Source organism: Micromonospora sp. NPDC048930, assembly GCF_043197935.1.
Lineage (GTDB): Bacteria > Actinomycetota > Actinomycetes > Mycobacteriales > Micromonosporaceae > Micromonospora.
Map to the genome: position 1 here is coordinate 190748 of NZ_JBICUB010000008.1, position 19774 is coordinate 210521.

At 73.7% G+C, this 19774-nt stretch carries 23 protein-coding genes; 9 read left to right on the forward strand and 14 right to left on the reverse strand.

What is annotated here, in order from left to right:
• The first annotated feature begins 15 nt into the window (after positions 1-15).
• The 3 genes from ACGFI9_RS22350 to ACGFI9_RS22360 all read left to right on the forward strand — a co-directional run bounded on the left by ACGFI9_RS22350 (position 16) and on the right by ACGFI9_RS22360 (position 2588).
• Entirely contained in the window at positions 16-705 is a 690-nt protein-coding gene (locus ACGFI9_RS22350; protein ID WP_393180528.1) for a response regulator transcription factor, read from the forward strand.
• Positions 702-1979 carry an ATP-binding protein gene (locus ACGFI9_RS22355; RefSeq protein WP_393180529.1) on the forward strand — a complete coding sequence of 426 codons (1278 nt, stop codon included), beginning with the start codon at positions 702-704 and terminating at the stop codon, positions 1977-1979. The genes ACGFI9_RS22350 and ACGFI9_RS22355 overlap by 4 nt, the downstream gene beginning before the upstream one ends.
• Before the next feature lie 81 nt (positions 1980-2060).
• Positions 2061-2588: a PepSY domain-containing protein gene (locus ACGFI9_RS22360; protein ID WP_393180531.1), complete on the forward strand. Its 528-nt coding sequence runs from the start codon at positions 2061-2063 to the stop codon at positions 2586-2588.
• Positions 2589-2667: 79 nt separating this feature from the next.
• On the opposite strand, the gene ACGFI9_RS22365 is transcribed toward ACGFI9_RS22360, so the two are convergent.
• Complete coding sequence (locus ACGFI9_RS22365) at positions 2668-3240, reverse strand: YcxB family protein (protein WP_393180533.1); 573 nt, start codon at positions 3238-3240, stop codon at positions 2668-2670.
• An 83-nt stretch (positions 3241-3323) separates the two neighbouring features.
• Here ACGFI9_RS22365 and ACGFI9_RS22370 point away from each other — a divergent pair, with 83 nt between their 5' ends.
• Positions 3324-4424 carry a beta family protein gene (locus tag ACGFI9_RS22370; RefSeq protein WP_393180534.1) on the forward strand — a complete coding sequence of 367 codons (1101 nt, stop codon included), beginning with the start codon at positions 3324-3326 and terminating at the stop codon, positions 4422-4424.
• Position 4425: 1 nt separating this feature from the next.
• Here ACGFI9_RS22370 and ACGFI9_RS22375 read toward each other — a convergent pair whose 3' ends face one another.
• Positions 4426-4707: an iron-sulfur cluster biosynthesis family protein gene (locus tag ACGFI9_RS22375; RefSeq protein WP_393180536.1), complete on the reverse strand. Its 282-nt coding sequence runs from the start codon at positions 4705-4707 to the stop codon at positions 4426-4428.
• A gap of 313 nt (positions 4708-5020) precedes the next feature.
• Here ACGFI9_RS22375 and dacB point away from each other — a divergent pair, with 313 nt between their 5' ends.
• Positions 5021-6604 carry a D-alanyl-D-alanine carboxypeptidase/D-alanyl-D-alanine-endopeptidase gene (dacB, locus tag ACGFI9_RS22380; protein WP_393180538.1) on the forward strand — a complete coding sequence of 528 codons (1584 nt, stop codon included), beginning with the start codon at positions 5021-5023 and terminating at the stop codon, positions 6602-6604.
• Between the two features lie 40 nt (positions 6605-6644).
• On the opposite strand, the gene ACGFI9_RS22385 is transcribed toward dacB, so the two are convergent.
• From ACGFI9_RS22385 to ACGFI9_RS22415, 7 genes are all read right to left on the reverse strand, one after another.
• On the reverse strand, positions 6645-6959 hold the full coding sequence (locus ACGFI9_RS22385) for a hypothetical protein (RefSeq protein WP_393180539.1): 315 nt from the start codon (positions 6957-6959) through the stop codon (positions 6645-6647).
• Positions 6960-7048: 89 nt separating this feature from the next.
• Positions 7049-8023 (reverse strand): hypothetical protein, encoded by a 975-nt coding sequence (locus ACGFI9_RS22390; RefSeq protein ID WP_393180541.1) that lies wholly within the window; start codon positions 8021-8023, stop codon positions 7049-7051.
• Positions 8024-8101: 78 nt separating this feature from the next.
• Positions 8102-8443, reverse strand: coding sequence for a DUF1330 domain-containing protein (locus ACGFI9_RS22395; RefSeq protein WP_393180542.1), 342 nt, complete (start codon positions 8441-8443; stop codon positions 8102-8104).
• 103 nt (positions 8444-8546) lie between these two features.
• Entirely contained in the window at positions 8547-9431 is an 885-nt protein-coding gene (locus ACGFI9_RS22400) for a hypothetical protein (protein WP_393180543.1), read from the reverse strand.
• 143 nt (positions 9432-9574) lie between these two features.
• On the reverse strand, positions 9575-10711 hold the full coding sequence (locus ACGFI9_RS22405) for a hypothetical protein (RefSeq protein ID WP_393180545.1): 1137 nt from the start codon (positions 10709-10711) through the stop codon (positions 9575-9577).
• Positions 10712-10835: 124 nt separating this feature from the next.
• Positions 10836-11288, reverse strand: a complete 453-nt coding sequence (locus ACGFI9_RS22410) for a pyridoxamine 5'-phosphate oxidase family protein (protein ID WP_393180547.1) — start codon at positions 11286-11288, stop codon at positions 10836-10838.
• Positions 11289-11343: 55 nt separating this feature from the next.
• On the reverse strand, positions 11344-11937 hold the full coding sequence (locus ACGFI9_RS22415; protein ID WP_393180549.1) for a pentapeptide repeat-containing protein: 594 nt from the start codon (positions 11935-11937) through the stop codon (positions 11344-11346).
• 66 nt (positions 11938-12003) lie between these two features.
• On the opposite strand from ACGFI9_RS22415, the gene ACGFI9_RS22420 reads away from it, so the two are divergent.
• Entirely contained in the window at positions 12004-13236 is a 1233-nt protein-coding gene (locus ACGFI9_RS22420) for a serine hydrolase domain-containing protein (RefSeq protein ID WP_393180550.1), read from the forward strand.
• A 45-nt stretch (positions 13237-13281) separates the two neighbouring features.
• Here the strand turns inward: ACGFI9_RS22420 and ACGFI9_RS22425 are convergent, their stop codons facing one another.
• Positions 13282-14328: a hypothetical protein gene (locus ACGFI9_RS22425; RefSeq protein WP_393180552.1), complete on the reverse strand. Its 1047-nt coding sequence runs from the start codon at positions 14326-14328 to the stop codon at positions 13282-13284.
• Positions 14329-14481: 153 nt separating this feature from the next.
• Here ACGFI9_RS22425 and ACGFI9_RS22430 point away from each other — a divergent pair, with 153 nt between their 5' ends.
• The gene (locus ACGFI9_RS22430) at positions 14482-15123 is read left to right on the forward strand and encodes an NAD(P)-dependent oxidoreductase (RefSeq protein WP_393180554.1); all 642 of its coding nucleotides are present in this window, start codon (positions 14482-14484) and stop codon (positions 15121-15123) included.
• 16 nt (positions 15124-15139) lie between these two features.
• Here ACGFI9_RS22430 and ACGFI9_RS22435 read toward each other — a convergent pair whose 3' ends face one another.
• Positions 15140-16387 carry an RNA polymerase sigma factor gene (locus tag ACGFI9_RS22435; protein WP_393180556.1) on the reverse strand — a complete coding sequence of 416 codons (1248 nt, stop codon included), beginning with the start codon at positions 16385-16387 and terminating at the stop codon, positions 15140-15142.
• A complete protein-coding gene (locus tag ACGFI9_RS22440) occupies positions 16384-16740 on the reverse strand; it encodes a YciI family protein (protein ID WP_393180773.1) in 357 nt (118 codons plus the stop codon). Before ACGFI9_RS22440 ends, ACGFI9_RS22435 begins: the two co-directional genes overlap by 4 nt.
• A 250-nt stretch (positions 16741-16990) precedes the next feature.
• Between ACGFI9_RS22440 and ACGFI9_RS22445 the strand changes: the two genes are divergently transcribed.
• Positions 16991-17407, forward strand: coding sequence for a DoxX family protein (locus ACGFI9_RS22445; RefSeq protein ID WP_393180558.1), 417 nt, complete (start codon positions 16991-16993; stop codon positions 17405-17407).
• 32 nt (positions 17408-17439) lie between these two features.
• On the opposite strand, the gene ACGFI9_RS22450 is transcribed toward ACGFI9_RS22445, so the two are convergent.
• Together ACGFI9_RS22450 and ACGFI9_RS22455 are read right to left on the reverse strand one after the other, a co-directional pair.
• Entirely contained in the window at positions 17440-17904 is a 465-nt protein-coding gene (locus tag ACGFI9_RS22450; protein WP_393180560.1) for a PPOX class F420-dependent oxidoreductase, read from the reverse strand.
• Positions 17905-17933: 29 nt separating this feature from the next.
• Positions 17934-18575: a DUF6642 family protein gene (locus ACGFI9_RS22455; protein WP_393180561.1), complete on the reverse strand. Its 642-nt coding sequence runs from the start codon at positions 18573-18575 to the stop codon at positions 17934-17936.
• Positions 18576-18902: 327 nt separating this feature from the next.
• Between ACGFI9_RS22455 and ACGFI9_RS22460 the strand changes: the two genes are divergently transcribed.
• A complete protein-coding gene (locus tag ACGFI9_RS22460) occupies positions 18903-19679 on the forward strand; it encodes a D-Ala-D-Ala carboxypeptidase family metallohydrolase (protein ID WP_393180563.1) in 777 nt (258 codons plus the stop codon).
• Positions 19680-19774 lie beyond the last annotated feature (95 nt).

Sequence of the window (19774 nt, forward strand, 5' to 3'; positions counted from 1 at the left end):
GGTTAGCCTGCGACTGTGGCCCGGCTGCTGCTCATCGAGGACGACCTGACGATCCGTACCCCGTTGATCCGGGCGCTGCGCGAACGCGGCCACGCCGTCGCCGCCGCGTCGACCGCGATGAGCGGGCTGCGGGACGCGCTCGACGACCGGCCCGACCTGGTCGTGCTCGACCTCGGACTGCCCGATCTGGACGGTCGTGAGCTGCTGCGGATGCTGCGGGCGGTCAGCTCGGTGCCGGTCATCGTGGCCACCGCGCGGGACGACGAGACCGAGATCGTCCGGATGCTCGACGCGGGCGCGGACGACTACCTGGTGAAGCCGTTCACCGCCGCGCAACTGGACGCCCGGGCCCGCGCGGTGCTGCGCCGCTCGGCCGGCGACCCGGGGGCGACGGCGCTGGTCGTCGGCGGACTGCGGGTCGACCCGCGGTCCCGCCAGGTGAGCCTGGACGGCGTCCCGGTCGAGCTGACCCCGCGGGAGTTCGACCTGCTGCACCACCTCGCGGCCCGGCCGGGACAGGTGGTCACCAAGCGGGAACTGCTCACCGAGGTCTGGCGGATCCCGTACGGCGGCGCCGACAAGACCGTGGACGTGCACCTGTCCTGGCTGCGTCGCAAGCTGGGCGAGAGCGCGCAGGAACCGCGCTACCTGCACACCGTCCGGGGGGTCGGGGTGCGGCTGGACGCCCCGGGGACCGGCCGGTGAGGGGCCGGCTGGCCCTGCTCGTCGCGGCCGTCAGCGTGCTGGTGCTGACCGCCTTCCTGGTGCCGCTGGCGCTGCTGGTGCGTACCGTCGCCGCCGACCGGGCCACCGTGCGGGCGACCGCCGACGCGCAGAGCCTGGTCCCGGTGGTCGGCACCGCCGACCCGGACACCATCCGGCTGACCGTCGAGCAGCTCGTCGCGGAGTCCGGCCGCCAGGTCAGCGTCTTCCTGCCCGACGGCACCGTGCTCGGGTCGGCCGTGCCGCGTACGCCGGCGGTGGCCCTCGCCGCGCGGGGGCAGAGCCTGACCGCCGAGTCGGCGGCCGGCCGGGAGGTGGTCATCGCGGTCGAGGGCCGCCCGGACGGGACCGGGGTGATCCGCACCGTGGTCCCCCGGTCGGAGCTCACCGCCGGGGTGGCCCGGGCGTGGCTGGTACTGGCGCTGCTCGGCCTGCTGCTGGTGCTGGTCGGCCTGGTCGTCGCCGACCGGCTGGCCCGCACCCTGGTACGCCCCATCACCGAGCTCTCCGCGGTCTCCCACCGGCTGGCCAACGCCGAACTCGACGCCCGGGTCGACCCGGCCGGGCCGGCGGAGCTGCGCGAGGTAGCGGGCGCGTTGAACCACCTGGCCGGGCGGATCCAGGTGCTGCTGCGGGAGGAGCGGGAGCAGGTGGCCGACCTGTCGCACCGGTTGCGTACCCCGCTGACCGTGCTGCGGCTGGAGGCCGAGTCGCTGCGCGACCCGGACGACGCGGCCCGGCTGACCGCCGCGGTGGACGGCCTGGAGCGGGCCGTCACCGGGGTGATCCGGCAGGCGCGTTGGCGCAGCGCGACGCCGGACGGCGGAGCCGGCTGCGACGCGGCGGCGGTGGTCGGCGAGCGGGTGGCGTTCTGGTCGGTGCTCGCCGAGGACACCGGACGTACGGTCACCCTCGACCTCGCGCCCGGCCCGCTGCCCGTCGGGGTGGGCGAGGACGAACTGGCCGCCGCCGTGGACGCGCTGCTGGGCAACGTCTTCGCGCACACGCCGGACGGCACGCCGTTCACCGTGCGGCTCGCCCCGGCGGGGCACGAGGTGACGCTGACCGTCGCCGACGCCGGACCGGGCATGCCGGCCGGGTCGGCGCGGCGGGGCGCCAGCCGGGCCGGGTCGACGGGACTCGGCCTGGACATCGCCGACCGGGCCGCCCGGACCAGCGGTGGCGGGCTGGAGCTGGCCGCCGGCACGGACGGCGGGGCGGTGGTGGTGCTCCGGCTCGGGCCGGCGCGGTCTTAACCCGGTCTTGTCGCTCGGGTAGGGCGTCGCTATCCGTCGCCGGCCGATCCTCGACAGCACAACCGAGGAGAGGCGGGAACGATGCGACGAACTTCCCTGGTCCTGGCGGCGGCCGGCGGGGCCGCCGTGCTGGCGGTCACCGGTGTGGCGCTGGCCGTGCAGACGGCCGACGGATCGGCCCCGGCCGTCGTGGCGGTCGGCCGGACGCCCGACGACGACCCGCCGGCGATCGACGACAGCCCCACTCCGCACGACGACGCGACCACCACCGCGCCGCCGGCCGGGAGCGGCGCCGGGACCGCCGGCGGCACGCTCACCCGGCAGCAGGCCGGCGCCGTCGCGGTGGCCCGGGTCGGCGGCGGCCGGATCGTGGAGATCGAGGCCGAGACCGAGCACGCCCGTCCGGTGTGGAGCGTCAAGGTCGTCCGTGCCGGCGTGACCTACGAGGTCAAGGTCGACCGGGGCGACGGCACGGTGGTCGAGGTGGAACGGAAGCGGACCGACGACCGCGGTGGCCGCGTCGCCGGCCGGAGCGACGACCACGGGACCGACGACCGGTACGACGACCACGGCGACGACCGGTACGACGACCACGGCGACGACGACTGACCGGCCGGCTCCGGGCCCGGGCGCCTCCTGCCCCGGACCCGGAGCCGTCAGGACGCCGCGCCCAGCCCGGCGAGTGTCCTCAGTGGAGCAGCCGGCTGTGCGCGGCGAGCAACGCTCGCAGCCCCGCCACGTCGCTCTCCCCCATCACCCGCTTGGGCAGCACGAGCACGGACGCCCCCGTCCGGTCGGAGGCGAGGAGCACGAAGGACTTCGGCGTCTCGCCGTGGAACGGGTACTGCGACCAGCGCACCGCGGACTCTCCCGTCGCCGAGGCCACCCGGATTCCGTCGTCGCTGACCGTCGCCGCCAGCGGCTGGGCCAGCATGGGGTTGCCGCGCACGAGTTGGCGGGCCGACCAGCGGTAGGTGAGCTTCACCGGGTTCATCAGCCGGAGCAACAGGTGGGCCACGCCGAGGGCCACGACGAGGACGACGACGAGGCCCACGACCGGCAGCCAGGAGCCACCGAACGAGGGTGGGTCGCCGCCGGCCGCGATCCCGACGCCGATGACGAGACCGAGCGCGTACAGGAACGGGCGGCGCAGGTACCACGGCCGACGGACCACCCGGTGTGCCTCGGTCAGCCCGTCGAGCAGGTCGTCAGCGGTGAGGGTGAATTCGATCCGGACGGGCTGCGCGGTGGGGGCGGACATGGTGGGCAAGCATAGGCCGGGCGTCCCGTGCGCATCGTCCCGGTAGGCCTGTGCGGAACGTGAAGCTGCGGCTACATTGAAGTATGGTGCCCGCCCACGGGGGTCGGGCGGCGGAGCCGGTCTACCGCCCTGTGCTGGTCGGCCGTCGGGGTGAGCTGGAGGCACTGGCCCACCTCGACGAGGCCACCGCTCCCCTGCTCGCTCCGGTCATCGACGTCCACACGCTCGACGCGTGCATCGTGGAGTCGCTGGGCCGGCTACCGGCCGGGCTGCTCCCCGCCGTGGACGTCTCGGCCCTGCCGGAAGCTCCGCAGAGCGAGCCGGCACGCTGGGGCGTACCGCTGGTGCCGGTGATCGGGCTCGCGGAGAGCAACCGGCGGCTGGTGGCGCACGGCGTGGCCGCGCGGGCGTACGCCCGGCGGGCGGTGGTGCGGCTGCGGACGGGCCAGGCCCGGGCCGGCCCGGACGCGACGACCGGCGCGGTGGAGCGGGTGTGGCGGCTCACCCGGCTGGTGCCCGAGCAGTGCGACCTGCTCATCGACGCGGGGGACGTATGCTGCCCGGCCGACGTCCGGCTGGCCGAGCCCCGGGTCCGGCGGCTGGTCGAGTGGGCGCGGCGGCACGCCTGGCGCTCGGTCACGGTGGTGGCCGGCGGGATGCCACCGACGCTGGCCCGCCTGCCCACCGACGAGCCGGCCCGCCTCGACCGCTTCGACTGGCAGCTCTGGCGGCGCCTGGCCGACCTCGACGTGGGCTACGGAGACTACGGGGTCGGCTCGGCGACGCCCGACGCGGAGGGGCCGGGCGATCGGCTGCCGACGCTGCGGTACACCACGGACGGAGCATGGTGGATCTACCGCTGGTCCCGCCGGGGCGGGCGGGGTGACGAGCGCCTCGCCGACCTGTGCCGGACGCTGGCGTCGGCACCGTGGTGGCCGGCCCAGGGGGCCGCCTTCTCCTGGGGTGACCACGAGATCATGCGCCGGGCCCGCCGCGCCGCGGGGGCGGGCTCACCGGCCAACTGGATCGCCTGGAGCACGTCCCACCATCTGGCGCATGTGCTGGCCGCGCTGCGCCCAACCGAGCGGGACCAGCGCGGCGGGCCGTGGCGGGCCGGTCAGGACGCGTCCGAGCGGCGCACCGGCCGCCCGCAGCGCGGTGGGGAGTCCCGGCGCGCCGGGTGAGTCACTCCTTTTCGGTGAAGCCGAACTGGACGATCCCCTCGTCGTCGACGACCGCGTCGACGGAGGTGTCGTTGAGCAGTTCGGCGGCGTCGGCGTCGAGGAAGATCCGGGCACCCTCGTTGTCGACCACCTGGTCGCCCTGGGCCGGCTGCTTCACCAGTTCGATGGAGAGCGAACCGGCGTCGGTGTCGGCGGCGATCCGCAGTCCGCCGGCCTCGGCGACGTCCTGCTGCGTGGCGAGGTCGCGGATCACCAGGACGGCGTTGTCGGTCATGGTCAGCATGCGGAACTCCTCATGGCTGGGATCGGGGCGGGCCGGCGTGGCCCACGCGGCCGGGTACGTGCCCGGGACGGCGAATCGGTCTTCGCCCTTCAGAACGGGGCAACTCGAAGCGCCCCTCTTCTGCCTACGGTCCCCCCTGACCGGGCATCCGTCAAATAGAGCCGGGTCAGTCGACAGCGCGCCCGCCCATCCCCGACACGAACGGATGACCTGCGGTTTCCCGGGCCCGGACCGAGGGTAACCAGGAAGGCTTCGGAAATATCTTTCGCCGTGGAGTCTTCACTGGAAGAAAGCTCCATGGCAGCATCGACGCATGCATCGTCGTCTCTTTCCCCGGGCGCTCGCGGTGCTGGCGCTGGTCGCCACCGCGGCCACCGCCGGCGCTCCCACCGCCACGGCCGAAGCGCCGACCCCGGCGCAGCTACGGCTGAACGCGACCATCGACGCGGTCCTCGCCGACTCCCGGCTGGACGGCGCCCAGGCGGGCGTGGTCGTCGTGGACACCACCACCGGGCGGACCCTTTACGACCGCAACGGAACCCGCCGCCTGGTGCCGGCCTCGAACACCAAGCTGCTCACCTCGACCGCGGCGATGGAACTGCTCGGCCCGGAGCACCGCTTCACCACCGAGGTGGCCAGTGACGGCGTACGGCGGGCGGGGCTGCTCTCCGGCAACCTGTATCTGCGGGGCGGGGGTGACCCGACCATGCTGGCCGCGGACTACGACCGGCTGGCCGCGCAGGTGGCCGCCGAGGGCATCCGGGTGGTGACGGGCAACCTGGTCGCGGACGACACCCGCTACGACCGCACCCGGCTGGGCCCGGACTGGACCTGGGACGACGAGTCCTACTACTACGCCGCCCAGGTCTCGGCCCTGACCGTCGCCCCCGACACCGACTACGACGCCGGCACGGTCATCGTGCACGCCGCCCCGGCCGCCGAGGCCGGCGCGCGGCCGGTGATCACCATGACCCCGCCCAACGGCTGGCTGCGGATCGAGAACCGGGCCGAGACGGTCGCCACCGGCGAGACGACCATCTCCTACGAACGCGAGCACGGCGGCAACACCATCGTGGTGACCGGCCAGATCGCCGTCGGCCAGGCCCCGGAGAGCGACTGGATGACGGTCTGGGAACCGACCGGGTACGCGGCCGACATCTTCCGCTCGGCGTTGCAGCGGCACGGGGTGCGGGTGCTCGGCCGGACCGTGCTGGGCCAGCCCACCCCGGACGACGCGACCACCGTCACCCGGCACGACTCGATGCCGCTGGCCGAGCTGATGGTGCCGTTCCTCAAGCTCTCCAACAACGGCCACGCGGAAGTGCTCACCAAGGAACTGGGCCGGGTACTCTCCGGCTCCGGCACCTGGGCCGCCGGGCTGACCGCGATCAGCGAGTACGTCGGGGACTCCGGAATGGACACCGGGACGCTGCGCCAGCGGGACGGCTCCGGCCTGTCCCGGCGCAACCTGATCCCGCCCGCCCAGTTCGTGTCGCTGCTGTCGACGGTGCGCGCCGAGCCCTGGTTCGAGACCTGGTACGCGGCCCTGCCGGTGGCCGGCAACGCCGAGCGCTTCGTCGGCGGGACGCTGCGCAGCCGGATGCGGGGCACCGCCGCCGCGAACAACGTGCACGCCAAGACCGGCAGCCTGACCGGGGTCTCCAGCCTCTCCGGCTACGCCACCGACGCCGACGGGCACGTGCTGGCCTTCTCCGTGGTGTTCAACAACTACCTGACCTCGTCGGTCAAGGGGCTGGAGGACCAGATCGCGATCGCGCTGGCGTCGTACACCGAGAAGGGGACGACCACGGCGCGGCTGGCGGTGCCGACGGCGCCGGAGTCGCCCCGGGTGCCCGAGGGTCTGGAGTGCTCCTGGGTGAAGCCGGCGGTGTGCTGAGCGGGGTGCCCCGGCCCGTGCGGGACGGGCCGGGGCACCCTCAGGCGCCCGGGCGGTGCGGGCGCGGAGCGGCGGTGGGGTCGCCGCGCTCGATCAGGGCGTCGATCTCGGCGGACGGCAGGCCGTGCAGCGCGAGCACCCGGCGCCCCCAGCGGTGCAGCCGGCACGGGTGCGGGCTGGCGTCGTTGCGGCAGATCGTCCCGCCGGACCAGTGCCGCGGCGCGTGCACCACGACCGCCCGCACCGCGAACTGGGCGTCCTCGCCGGTCACGTACGGTGGCAGCGGGATCTCCCGCAGCACCTCGCCGGACGGGTCGTCGGCGACGGAACGAACGACGGGGGCACTGCTGCTCATCGGTCGAGCCTCCACAGAGGATGGTTGGACGGGGACATCGGAAAGGTACGACGTCCCGCGCCGCCCGCGACGGACAAACTGTCCCCGCGTCACCGCCCGCAGCGCGGGCACGGCCGGCGGGTCCGCCGGTGGTGGCTCAGCGCGGCGGCCAGCAGTCCCCAGCCCCACACCCAGTAACCAGCCTCGGCCACCCAGAAGAAGGCCAGCGGGTAGCGCCCGTCGCCCGGGTCGAAGGTGCCGGTGACGGTCTCGACGGCGAGTTGGGCCAGGCCGATGCCGAAATAGCCGACCAGACCCACCCCGAAGACGGCCGCCGGCACCTGCAGCAGCGCCCGGGGTACGAGCCGGCCGGCCAGCAGCGGGACCCACCCCGGCCAGACCGTTCCCCACCGGTGGACCAGGGCCAGCGGTAGCAGCACCCCGGCGAGCAGGAAGCCCACCTCGAACAGCGCGAGTGAGAGGCCCCGGGTCAGCGGCACGTCGCCGAAGCCCACCGCCGCCTGGGCGGCCAGCCGGACCAGGCAGCCGGCCACCGCGCTCCACGCCGCCACCCGGGCCCAGCGTGGCACCGGGCCGCCCGAGGGCCGGGTCCGGCCGCAGTCCCCGCAGTCACCCCGGAAGCGGCGCACGTGGGCGAGCGCCGCCGCGTGCAGCAGCAGCGCCCCGGTGACCGCGCCGACCCGGCTGAGGAAGCCGGTGAGGGTGAACGCCGGGCTGAGGTCGCCGATGAGGAAGCCGACCACGTCGAGCAGGAGCAGCGCGCAGGAGAGCAGTACCGCGGCGCAGACCGCCCAGGCCGCCCCGGCCAGGGCCGGCCGCCAGGTGCGCGCCCGGGCCAGCCCGACGCCGACCACCCCCGCGGCGGCGCAGAGCGCCACCGACCACCAGCCGGTGACCACCACCAGGTCGGTGCCGAGCGGCCCGAACGACGGCGCCCCGGCCGCCAGCCAGCCGGCCCGCAGGGCGCCGTAGCCGACCGCCCAGGCCAGCACGGCGTACGCGGGCCAGGTGGAACGGCGCCGGGCCGGGCGGGAAACGGTCGGCGGCGGCAGGGTCTGCGTCATGCCGCCCACCCTGCCGCCGCCCGACGTCCGGTCCCTCCCGAGCCGGAGCGGACCCGCTCCCCCGGACGGGGGACCGGCTCAACCGACGGCCTGGCGCATCCGGGCGGCGGTCCGGCGCGGGTCGTAGTCCGGGCCGACGCCCTGGATGATGATCGTCGAGGCGTCGAGGTGCCGGGTGCGCAGCGGCAGGATCTCCTGGTACGCCGGGGAGGCGTACCAGTCCCGGGCGTGCTGGAGGTCCGGGAACTCGATGATCACGACGCTGCCGGGCCACTCCCCCTCGAGCACGTCCGGCACGCCGCCGTGCACCCGGAACCGACCCTGGTACGGATCGAGGGTCGCCTGGATCCGGTCGATGTACTCGATGATGTCGTCGTTGTCCCCCGTGGTACGCAGGTGAGCGAGCGCGAACGCGGGCATGGTTCCTCCCCGGTGACGGGCGCCGACTCGACGGCGCAGGGCCTGGCCCAGATTCTGGCGGCCGGCCGGTCACCGGGTCGAGCACCCGTGAGGTAGGAACGGCTCAGCGCAGCGCGGCCGCCTGGAGGCTGACGCTGCCGCAGTCCCCCATGGACTCCTCCACCCGCCAACTGACCAGCAGCTTCCCGCCCTTGGGGGCGCGGAACCGGATGGTGAACTGGGCGGTCCGCGCGGTGTGCGGGTCCTCCAGCCGCAGCGTGCTGGCCGGCCCACCGGCGAGCCGCACGTCGAGGCGGGCCCGGGCCATCCAGAGCCCGGCGTAGAGGCGTACGGTGCGCTCCCGGCCGTCGGCGGCCACGGCGAGGTTGAAGCCGCTGCCCCGGTCGCAGGTGTAGACCCCGGACATGGTCCCGCTGGCCGACTCGACCGGGGCGCCGTCCCGCCAGGTGTACGCCTCCGGGTTGTTGCTGTAGCTCACCCGTTCGCCCCGGCCGCCCTCGTCACGGATCTCGCCGGACCCGTTCCGCTTGCGGACCGGCCGACCGGGGCCGAGGAGTCCCCAGTGGACCCAGTCGACGGGGCCGGCGGCGGTCAGGTCGACCAGCGCCGGGACGTCGGCCTGGCTGACCGTCAGCAGCGGCGGCACGGCCGGCGCGGACGGCGAGGGACTCGGCGACGGCGGGCGCTGTCGGGGCCGCAGCCCCGGCATGACGACGCCGCTGTCGCTGCCCGACGTCCCGGGGGACGGCGCCTCGGGCCGGCCGGCGGGTGGGCCGGGCAGTACGCCGCTGCGCTCCTCGCGCGGTGTCCCGTGCTGCTCGGTGCCGAGGTACGTGACGACGGCGGTCAGGCAGACGAGCGCGACCAGCGCCTCCAGGAACCAGCGCCGCCGCTGCCGGGCCCGCGCCATCCGACGGAACTCCGACCGCGACTGCCGGTGCGGGTACGCCGGCCGGCCGCCGACCCGGCCGTGGTCTTCCTGCCCCACCTGACCTCCGCTCCCCGCCGCGCCCCGGGCCGCCGGAACGGGCGGGGCGTGGCCCGCTTCACGTTGTCATCCCGCGGGGGCGATGCGCCATATGTCGGCGGGTGGGAGTTTCCAGTTTGTTACCAGACGGTAGCTCCGGCGTCTCAACTGACTGTGAGGGCCTCCATGGTGACGCCCTCGTTCGCGCCGCCGACGACGGTCAACGCCCGCCAGGTGATCAGCAGCCTGGCCCCTCGCGGCGCGCGGAAGTGGATGACGTACTCGAAGAACCGGTCGCCGGCGGCGAGCGCCACCTCCCGGACAGCGGGGTCGCCACCGGTGGAGAGCCGCACGTCGAGCCGGGCGCCGGCGGAGAAGGTGCCGGCGAAGAGCCGTACGGTCCGCAGGTCCCCGCTGCCGGCCACGCCGACCGAGAAGCTCTTCCCGGCGCCGCGCTGGAAGACCCCGTACCGGGTCGCCTCCTGCCGGGCCAGCGGCGTCCCGTCGGTCCAGGCGAAGGCGGAGACGCTGGCGGCGTGCTCCAGCCGTGGCCCGCCCGGGTCGGCGATCTCCCCGGTGCCGGTCTGCTTGCGCTGCACACTGCTGCCGCCCATGCCACCCCAGTGGATCCAGTCCCTGGCACCGAGCGCGGTCAGGTCCACCAGCGCCGGGACCGGTTGCTGGTCCAGGCTCAGCAGCGGCCCGCCCGGGAAGGCCGGGTTCCCGGTGACCGGGACGATCGTGGGGGATGCCGCCGGGGCGGGCGCGGGGCCGGTCTCGGTCGGCAGCGTCGCCGGCACCGTCGGCCCGTCCTCGGACTCCGGGCCCCGACCGGCGTACGCCAGGGCCAGCACCAGCGCGATCAGCACCACCGTGGCCAGCACCATCCGACGGCGACGTCGCCGGGCCCGGGCCACGCCGACCCGGGTGACCGGGCCGTCGGGGGCGGCGCCGACGGCCACCCGTGCCGTGGCGGCCGCGCGCCCGACCAGCTCGGCGAGTCGTCCCGTCACGCCTTCCCGCGCCGAGTGCCGGGCCGGAGCGGGCCCGGTGGTGGGCGACGGAACGGGCTGCGCCGCGACTCCGTCGGGGTCGGCTCCGCCCCCCGCCGCCGGCTCGTCGGTCGGACCGGCGTGGTCGTCGACCGGGCCGGCCGATGCGGGCGAGGGCGCGTCGTCCGGGCCGGTGCGCAGCCGGCGCGGCACGGCGGTCGGCTGCGGCTCCCGGTCCGGCTCGGTCGGTACGGCGGGAAGCCACCCTCCGACCCGGATACCGGTCTGTGTGAGTTCCTCCTCAGCCACCGACCCCTCCCTCGGCCACCGGCACCGGCGGTCGCCCCCGTGGGCCGCCGCAGGGAGAATGACACAGGTCACGATCTCCGAGAAGCCATCGGCACGAGGCATTTTCCCGACAGCCGCAGCGGGCTCACCGCCGCTCGTGCCGTTCCAGCCCCCGGCCCGGGTGCCAGCTCTCGATCACCAGGTGGTCCGGCGGGTCGCCGACCCGGGTCAGCACCACCTCGGTCAACTCGATCCGGAACCGGTGCGAACCGTCCTCCCCCGGCGGCTCCTCGTGCGCCCGTCCGGCGATCTTGGCGTCCCCGCCCCAGGACGCCGGATCCTCCTCGGGGGCGTCCTCGGTCGGGCAGTGCAGCGCCACCCGGGGGTCCCGGCGCAGGTCGAGGGCCTTGCGCGCACCCGCCATGCTGCCCAGCCGGAGCTGGCCGTCGTCGCCGAAGTCGAACTCCGTACCACTGATCCGGGGCGAGCCGTCCCGCCGCAGGGTCGCCATCGTGCCGTGCTTGCGCACCGCGAAGCGGGCGCGTACGCGCGCGGCGAAGTCGGGTTCGGACGCCACCAGGTCGGACCACCATGCCATGCCGCTCAGCCTGGCAGGAAAACCTGACAGGGTACGGCGTCTTTCCGCCCCGAGGTCAGCGGATCTCGAAGCCCAGCGCCCGGGCCAGCACGACCGCCTGCTCGGCGTCGACGATCGCGCCGGCCCGCTCGACGGCGGTCGGGTCCAGCGCGGTCAGGTCGCTGCCTCGCAGGTCGGCCCGGGCCAGCTTGGCGGCGTGCAGCTGGGCGCCGGAGAGGTCGACGCCGGAGACGGTGGCGCCGGTCAGGTTCGCGCCGGTCAGGTCGACCTCGCGCATGCGGACGTCGGTGATCCGTACCCCGCGCAGGTCGGCGCCGGGCAGGGCCACGAAGGACCAGTCACCACCGTCGATCCGCATCGGGCGCAGGTCGCACTGGTCGAAGCTGCTGCCGACCAGCTTGCACCCGGTGAACTCGGCCTCGAAGAGGTTGCACCGCTTGAAGACGCAGCGGGTGAAGGCCGAGTCGACGTGCCGGGAGGCGTTGAAGGCGACGTTGCCGAAGACGCACTCGGTGAAACTGGCCCCCTGGCTGAACGCCTCGGTGAGGTCGACATGGAAGAACTCGCACCGGACGTAGTGCCGGTCGACCAACTCCTCGGCGTACCAGTCCTGGTGGCGGTAGGTGGCGTCCTCGACGGTCTCCGGCATGCGGCCGAGATTAGTGGGGGCGGCCGACACTTCCCGGTACGCCTACCGGGCGGTAGCGTCGGCGCCGTGAGCCTCGCAGTGAGCACCGACCCCGCAGACATCGGTTTCGACCCCACCCGCCTGGCCCGGATCGACCAGCACTTCCGCAGGTACGTCGACGACGGCCGGCTCGCCGGCTGGCAGATCGTGGTGACCCGCCGCGGCGAGGTCGCCCACTCCTCGACGTACGGGCTGCGGGACCGGGAGGCCGGCACGCCGGTCGAGGCGGACACCCTGTGGCGCATCTACTCGATGACCAAGCCGATCACCTCGGTCGCCGCGATGATGCTCTGGGAGGAGGGCCGGTTCGAGCTGAACGACCCGATCAGCCGCTGGCTGCCGGAGTTCGCCGACATCCGGGTCTACGACAAGGGCTCGGTGCTCAAGCCGTACACGGTGCCGGCGGTCGAGCCGATCCGGGTCTGGCACCTGCTCACCCACACCGCCGGCCTGACGTACGGCTTCGCGCAGAGCACGGTGGTCGACGGCCTGTACCGCAAGGCGGGCTTCGACCTGGGGGTGCCGCCGGGCGCGGACCTGGCCGCCGCCTCCGCCGGCCTGGCCCGGCTGCCGCTGCTCTTCCAGCCGGGCACGAGCTGGAACTACGGCGTCTCCACCGACGTGCTGGGCCGGCTGGTCGAGGTGATCTCCGGGCAGAGCCTGGACGCCTTCTTCGCCGAGCGGATCCTGCGCCCGCTCGGCATGACCGACACCCGGTGGTGGGTCGACGAGCCGGACGCCAAGCGGCTGGCCGCCCTCTACACCCCGCACCCGGCCACCGGGGAGGCGATCCGCGCCGACGGCATCGGCCGGGCCGCGCTGGCCGAGCCGAGCTGGTTCTCCGGCGGCGGTGGGCTGGTCTCCACGGCGGCCGACTACCACCGGTTCACCCAGTTCCTGCTGCGCGGCGGCGAGCTGGACGGGGTGCGCCTGCTGGGGCCCCGGACGGTGCGCTTCATGACCCGCAACCACCTGCCGGAAAACCGGGACCTGGCCTCGTTCGAGCCGGAGGGGTTCGCCGAGACGATCCTCGACGGCATCGGCTTCGGACTCGGCTTCGCCGTGGTGCTGGACCCGGTGCCGTCCCGCGTGCCGAGCAGCGTGGGCGAGTACTACTGGGGCGGCCTGGCCAGCACCGCGTTCTGGGTGGACCCGGTGGAGCGGGTCACCGCCCTGCTCTTCACCCAGCTCATGCCGTCCAGCACGTACCCGCTGCGCTCACAGCTTCGCCAGCTGGTCTACTCCGCGCTGGTCGACTGAGCCGGGCGACGGGCGCGCCGCCCGGTGGCGGCGCGCCCCGCCGGATCAGACCAGCCGCTGCGCGCGGGTCGCGGTCACCGTCGCCGGGCCGCTGGTGGACAGGCCGGAGATCAGGTACGCCCGGTAGGTGCCGTCCGTCAGCACGGCCCACAGGTCCGGGGTGCCGTCAAGATTGATGTCGGCGGCCTCCAGGGTGCCGATCGCGACGCCGGTGTTCCAGTTCGCCGCCACCTGGTACTGGGTGACGTTCAGCGAGCCGGTGCCGTCGCCGTTGTCGACCATGGTGACCCCGGTCCACAGGTAGAGGTCGCCGGTGCCGGCGTTGCGCAGGAAGAACGCGACGCCGGAGGCCGTCTCGGTGCTGGCGATGCTCCAGTTCTGCCAGTCGGTGCCACCGGTCGGGGTGGGGTTGCTCAGCAGGGTGGTGCCGAAGTAGGCGCCCGGCGCACCCCAGCTGGCGTGGTAGCCGAGGCGGTAGCCGTTGATGGCGTCACCGGAGATGCCGATCAGGTCCGGGATGCCGTTGTCGACGCCGTCGACCTGAAAGGCGTTCGCCAGTTGCAGCGGGATGTTGCCGTTGGCGTCGATCAGATAGTCCGAGCCGACGTTGAACTGGTTGCCGCTGCCGGGGTCGAGCATCGTGCCGTCGCCGGCACCCTTGATGAGGCTGCCGTTGCCGGCGTACTGACCGCCGGGATAGTAGGCGAGGAAGTCCTGCTGAGCCTCGCCGGCGAAGCGGCCGGTGGTCACCTGGGCGCCGTCGAACTCGGCCGCGGACCCGGTGCCGCCGAAGCCGTTGCCGCGCAGGCCGATGTTGGTGGCCGTCTGCACCTGGCCGGTGCCGGCGCCGGTCTTGCGGGACGTCACGCCGAGCGCCGACCAGACGCCCGAGGGGAGCCCGGTGCCGGGGCCGCCGACGGCGACCAGATCCGGGACCCCGTCGCCGTTGAGGTCCTTGTCGACCGGGCCGGCGGTGACGGTGGGCGTGGGCTGGGGCTTGGCGGCCTGGGCCGGGAGGGCCGGGGCGAGCGCGGTCAGCGCGAGCGCTGCCGGGGCGGTCCAGGCGAGCAGGCGGCGGGTTCGAGAGGTCATGTGTTCCCCCGATGCGGTTCGGACCGTCGGATCGACGATCTTGCAAACGGAACGCTAGTCGGTGCCGGCAACCGGCACCGACCCGTTTCCGCCGGGTCTGGCGTGATCCGCGTAACGGCACCGGCCGCGCGCCCGAATCCCTAGCCTGGGGGCATGGCCAACATCGTCGTGTTCGGCGCCGGTGGCACCGCGGGCTCGCGGATCACCGACGAGGCGGTGAACCGGGGGCACCGGGTGACCGCGGCGGTACGCCGCCCGGAGGCGACCAGCTACCTGTCACCCAGCGTGCGTACGGTCACCGGCGACGCCACCTCGGCGCGCAGCGTACGCGAGCTGGCGGAGGACGCCGACGTGCTGGTGGTGGCGATCGGCGGGGGCGAGCGGGAGCTATGGCGGGACGCCGCGCGGACGCTGGTGGACACGCTGCGGGAGCTGCCCGACCCGCCCCGGGTGATCCACGTGGGCGGCGGGGCGACGCTGCTGACCCCGAAGGGCACGCCGTACCTGGACGAGCCCGACTTTCCCGAGGAGTACCGGGACTCGGCCGAGGGCCAGGCCGAGGCGTTGGCGGTCTACCGTTCCTCGGCCGACGGGGTGACCTGGACGTACGTCTCGCCGCCGCCGCTTGAGTTCCACCCGGGCGAGCGCACCGGCCACTACCGCACCGGCACCGACCACCCGGTGACCGACGCGCAGGGCCGGTCGGTGCTCACCTACGAGGACCTGGCGGTGGCCATCGTCGACGAGATCGAGAACCCGCGGTTCCCGAACGCCCGGTTCACCGCGGCGTACTGACCGCCCCTGGTGGCCGCTACCTGTCGGCGAGCCGGGCGGCCCGGGCCTCGAGGTAGCGCTTCTCCGGCAGGCTGGTCGCGTAGCGCACCGCGGTGCGGTAGCTGTCCCGGGCGGCCGGCCTGCGGTCGGCCATCTCCAGCAGGTGGGCCCGTACGGCGTGCAGCCGGTGGTGGTGCGCCATCCGGTCGTCGGTGGCCAACTCCGTGACGAGGTCGAGGCCGGCGTCCGGGCCGTGCACCATGGCGACCGCGACGCTCTTGCTGAGGGTGACCATCGGGTTGGGTGCGACCTGCTCGAGCAGCTCGTAGAGGGCCAGGATCTGCGGCCAGTCGGTCTCCTCGACCCGCCGGGTCTCGTCATGAACGGCGGCGATCGCCGCCTGGAGCTGGTACGGCCCGAGCTGCCGGGAGCGGGACAAGGTCTCGGTGACGAGCGCGGTCCCTTCCGCGATCAGTTCCTGATCCCACTGGCGGCGATCCTGGTCGGGCAGGGGGACCAGGGAGCCGTCCGCCGCCGTACGCGCGGCGCGGCGCGCCTCGGTCAGGAGCATCAGTGCCAGCAGCCCGGCCACCTCACCGTCGTCGGGTAGCAGCCGACGCAGCAGGCGAGCCAGTCGTAGTGCCTCCCCGGTCAGATCGGGGTGCTGCAGGTGGGGGCCGGAGGTGGCGGTGTAGCCCTCGTTGAACATGAGGTACAGCACGTGCAGCACCGCCGCCAGCCGTTCGGCCCGCTCGGCCGCGGGCGGGGGATCGAATCGCGCCCCCGCCTTCCGGATGGTCTGCTTGGCCCGGCTGATCCGCTGGGCCATGGTCGCCTCGGGGACGAAGAAGGCATGCGCGATCTCCGCGGTGCTCAGGCCGCCGAGCGCCCGCAGCGTCAGCGCGATCTGCGACGGCGGGGTGAGCGACGGATGGCAGCAGAGGTACAGCAGCGTGAGGGTGTCGTCGTGCTCGCTCGGCGCCACCTGGTCGGCGGCGGCCGCCACGAGCAGCGCCGGCGGGGTGGCCAGCAGGTCGTCCTGCTCCCGCCGTCGGCGCGCGGCGTCGCTGCGTATCCAGTCGGTGAGCCGCCGGGTGGCGACCGTGAGCAGCCACCCGTACGGGTTGGTCGGCAGGCCCTGCTCCGGCCACTGCGTCGCCGCCGCGAGCAACGCCTCCTGGACGGCGTCCTCGGCCGCGTCGAACGACCCGAACCGGCGCATGAGCGCGCCCAGGACCTGCGGCGCCAGCCGGCGCAGCAGGTCCTCGAGCGGTTCGGTGCTCAAAGCGCGTTTGCCGGGGATTCGTGCAGGATCGGCCAGACCTCGACCGCGTTGACCGACGCGAAGGGCAGCTCGGCGGCGATGTCCAACGCCCGCTGCTCGTTCTCGACGTCGATCAGGTACCAGCTGGCCAGGTACTCCTTGGTCTCCAGGTACGGGCCGTCGGTCACGGCCGGCACCCCGTCGCGCACCCGCACCGTCTTGGCCCGCACCGCGTCGGCGTTCCCGTACGCGCCCAGCAGCTCTCCGGTCTCGGTGAACTTCTGGTTGAACGCGTCCTGTTCGGCGATGGCCCGCTGGAACTCCTCGGGCGAGAACGACTCCCACAGCTCCTGGTTGCCATAGATGATGATCATGTACTTCACGGCCGACCTTCTTCCTTGCCGGGCGCCCCCGCTGGACGCCCTTCGCTGGTTCGTCGGAGCGGCGGGATGCTCCTCGACATCCCTCGTCAGGATTTTTTACCGGGCCTCCCGCCGCAGCGCAGTCTCCTCGTCGCCGCCGCCGACGTCGTGACGGGAAATTTCCCGGGACATGTCGATGGCCGGGCGCCGGCTCCGACCTCCGGGTGACAGCACATCGCGGAACAACCGGAAGGACACGGCAATGACGATCACCACCGCCACCCCGACGAACCTCACCGGTCGCCGGGCCACCGTCGTGCTCTGGGCGCTGCAGGTGGCCATGGCCGCCGCGTTCCTGATGGCGGCGTACACCAAGTTCATCGGCTACCCGGCGGCCGTCGAGGCGTTCGACCGCATCGGGCTCGGCTCCTGGTTCATCTACTTCATCGGGGCGGTCGAGCTCGCCGGCGCGATCGGGCTGCTGGTTCCGGCTCTCTGTGGCCTGGCCGCGCTCGGTCTCACCGGGCTGCTGATCGGCGCGGTCGTCACCCAGCTGCTGGTGTTCGAGCCGGCCACGGTGATCACGCCGGCGGCGTACCTGATCCCGATCGCCGTGGTCGCGTGGGGCCGCCGCGGGCGCACCGTCCAGCTCATCCGCCTGATGACGCGCGGACGCTGACCCACCCCTGCGGCCGGGTGCGCTCGAACCGCCTAGTCCGCGAGCCGGGCGGGGAAGCCGCCGGTGGCGATCGGGCCCCAGCTGTCGACGGTGATCCGGATCAGGGACTTGCCCTGCTTCACCATGGCCTCGCGGTACTCGTCCCAGTCCGGGTGCTCGCCGGAGATGCTGCGGAAGTACTCCACCAGCGGTTCGAGCGCCTCGGGCAGGTCGAGCACCTCGGCGGTGCCGTCGACCTGCACCCAGGGACCGTTCCAGTCGTCGGAGAGCACGCAGGCGGAGACCCGGGGGTCGCGCCGGATGTTGGCCACCTTGGCCCGCTCGGGATAGGTGGAGATCACCAGCCGGCCCTCGGCGTCGACCCCGCAGGAGACCGGCGAGGACTGCGGCCGGCCGTCGGAACGGGTCGTCATCAGCAGGACCTTGTGCCGGGGACGGAGGAACTCGATCAGGGCGTCCCGGTCGACCCGGGTGTTGGTCGCGATGGTGCGTGCCATGTCTCGGTTCTACCAGGCCGCCCGGCCGGTCAGCGGGGGCGGTTGGCGACGCGGCGCGGGGTGGCCTGGGTCGGCACCCGGGGCGGCGCCGTCGGCCGCCAGGCCCGGCCGTTCGCGTAGATCACCCGGAAGCCCAGGTACGACGCCAGCGGCGCCCAGTGCGCGGAGCCCATCCGCAGCTCGGCGGCGTTGTGCCGCTGGCCGTTGGCGAGCACGTCCAGCAGCACGGTCTCGAACGCCGCCGACTCGACCCAGTCGACCTCGCGGGTGAAGCCGCAGATCAGCGCCGCGCCGGTCACCTCGAGGAAGTCCCGCAGCGCGCCGTCGGAGGCGCGCAGCACGGAGCAGCTGCCGAAGTAGAGGCGGCGCCCCTCGCAGCGGCCGGCCATCCGTTCGGCGACGTCCGCCAGCTCGACCGAATCCCAGTCGGTGAGGCAGAGCCGGCTCGGCTCGCCGTGCATGGCGAAGAAGCCCACCCGGTAGTCCGCGTACTGCTTGAGCAGCCAGCGGTCGAGGAAGTAGAAGAGCTCGTCGCGGGTGGCGGCGTCCTTGTGGATGAAGCGGATCTTGCCCAGCCGTTCGAGCAGTTCGAGGGTGGGCAGGACGGACCCGCGCTCGTTGAGGTCCCGGTGCCACTGACCCTCGATGCAGAAGATGCCCCCGCGCGCCAACGCCCACCTCCCCGCCCCGCGCAGCCGTACGCGGCCCCGGCGGAGACGTTACCGGGCCACCCGGGCCAGCCGGCATCACCCTCGGTGCTGCCGGCAGGGCGTTTCCGTCACGACTGCCCTGTTCTGCCGGCGAAACGCCTGGTGACCCGGACTGGGCGTTTCGCAATTCGTCGCAATCTACAGCGAATGCCCAGGATCAAGCAATTATGGGAACAACTCCGGTTATTACCTCCGAATCTTCCTCATGACTGCCAAGGTGGATGGGACAGGACGTCCCGGTCGATGCCCTGCTGATACCTCACTCGATCTCTAAACCGGAGGATTTCCGTGCGCGTCAACACCCTCAAGCGGGCCGCCGTAGCGTTCGCACTGGCACTGCCCGGGGCCGCGATCGCCACCGTGGTCGCCGCGCCGGCGGCCTACGCCGACGGTTGCTACACCTGGAACAGGACCCTGTCGCAGGGACGCTCCGGCGACGACGTCCGGCAGTTGCAGATCCGGGTGGCGGGCTGGGCCGCCTACCGCGACATCGTCCGGGTCGACGGCATCTACGGCCCCGAGACGGCGGCCGCGGTCCGCAGGTTCCAGGCCGCCTACGGGCTACGGGTCGACGGCATCGCCGGACCGCAGACCTTCGCCAAGATCTACGACCTGCAGGACAACGACTGCACGCCGAAGCACTTCAGCTACAGCGAACTGGACAACGGCTGTGGCGTGGGCGGCTGGAGCGGCGGGCCGCTCTCCGCGACCGCCACCCGGGAGAAGGCGGTGCGGACCATGTGGAAGCTGGAGGCGCTGCGGCGCAGCCTCGGCGACAAGCCGCTCTACGTCACCAGCGGGTTCCGCAGCATCGCCTGCAACCGGCAGGTCGGCGGCGCGTCGGACAGCCAGCACCTCTACGGCAACGCGGCCGACATCCACTCGGGCACCTCGTCGCTCTGCCAGGTGGCCCGCTCGGCGCGGTACCACGGCTTCAGCGGCCTCTACGGCCCCGGCTACCCGGACCACAACAACCACGTCCACGTCGACTCGCGCCGGGAGAACAACAGCGACAAGACCAGCAACACGACGAGCTGGTCCGCGCCCACCTGCGGAGTCAGCTGAACGAGGCCGACCGCCGCAGACGGCGGCCCGACGCGGGGGTGGGGGGTCCCCGCGGCGGGCCGCCGTCCCGTCGCCCCAGGCGGCGGCTGGTCGGG

What these genes read in the sequence shown, in the direction of transcription:
- ACGFI9_RS22415 (WP_393180549.1), bottom strand. Translation starts at nt 11,937, where the DNA reads ATGCCGGAGACCGTCGAGGACGCCACCTACCGCCACCAGGACTGGTAC.
- ACGFI9_RS22390 (WP_393180541.1), bottom strand. Translation starts at nt 8,023, where the DNA reads ATGACGCAGACCCTGCCGCCGCCGACCGTTTCCCGCCCGGCCCGGCGC.
- ACGFI9_RS22395 (WP_393180542.1), bottom strand. Translation starts at nt 8,443, where the DNA reads ATGCCCGCGTTCGCGCTCGCTCACCTGCGTACCACGGGGGACAACGAC.
- ACGFI9_RS22385 (WP_393180539.1), bottom strand. Translation starts at nt 6,959, where the DNA reads ATGAGCAGCAGTGCCCCCGTCGTTCGTTCCGTCGCCGACGACCCGTCC.
- ACGFI9_RS22375 (WP_393180536.1), bottom strand. Translation starts at nt 4,707, where the DNA reads ATGCTGACCATGACCGACAACGCCGTCCTGGTGATCCGCGACCTCGCC.
- ACGFI9_RS22365 (WP_393180533.1), bottom strand. Translation starts at nt 3,240, where the DNA reads ATGTCCGCCCCCACCGCGCAGCCCGTCCGGATCGAATTCACCCTCACC.
- ACGFI9_RS22370 (WP_393180534.1), top strand. Translation starts at nt 3,324, where the DNA reads ATGGTGCCCGCCCACGGGGGTCGGGCGGCGGAGCCGGTCTACCGCCCT.
- ACGFI9_RS22440 (WP_393180773.1), bottom strand. Translation starts at nt 16,740, where the DNA reads ATGATCATCATCTATGGCAACCAGGAGCTGTGGGAGTCGTTCTCGCCC.
- dacB (WP_393180538.1), top strand. Translation starts at nt 5,021, where the DNA reads ATGCATCGTCGTCTCTTTCCCCGGGCGCTCGCGGTGCTGGCGCTGGTC.
- ACGFI9_RS22410 (WP_393180547.1), bottom strand. Translation starts at nt 11,288, where the DNA reads ATGGCATGGTGGTCCGACCTGGTGGCGTCCGAACCCGACTTCGCCGCG.
- ACGFI9_RS22425 (WP_393180552.1), bottom strand. Translation starts at nt 14,328, where the DNA reads ATGACCTCTCGAACCCGCCGCCTGCTCGCCTGGACCGCCCCGGCAGCG.
- ACGFI9_RS22450 (WP_393180560.1), bottom strand. Translation starts at nt 17,904, where the DNA reads ATGGCACGCACCATCGCGACCAACACCCGGGTCGACCGGGACGCCCTG.
- ACGFI9_RS22360 (WP_393180531.1), top strand. Translation starts at nt 2,061, where the DNA reads ATGCGACGAACTTCCCTGGTCCTGGCGGCGGCCGGCGGGGCCGCCGTG.
- ACGFI9_RS22430 (WP_393180554.1), top strand. Translation starts at nt 14,482, where the DNA reads ATGGCCAACATCGTCGTGTTCGGCGCCGGTGGCACCGCGGGCTCGCGG.
- ACGFI9_RS22445 (WP_393180558.1), top strand. Translation starts at nt 16,991, where the DNA reads ATGACGATCACCACCGCCACCCCGACGAACCTCACCGGTCGCCGGGCC.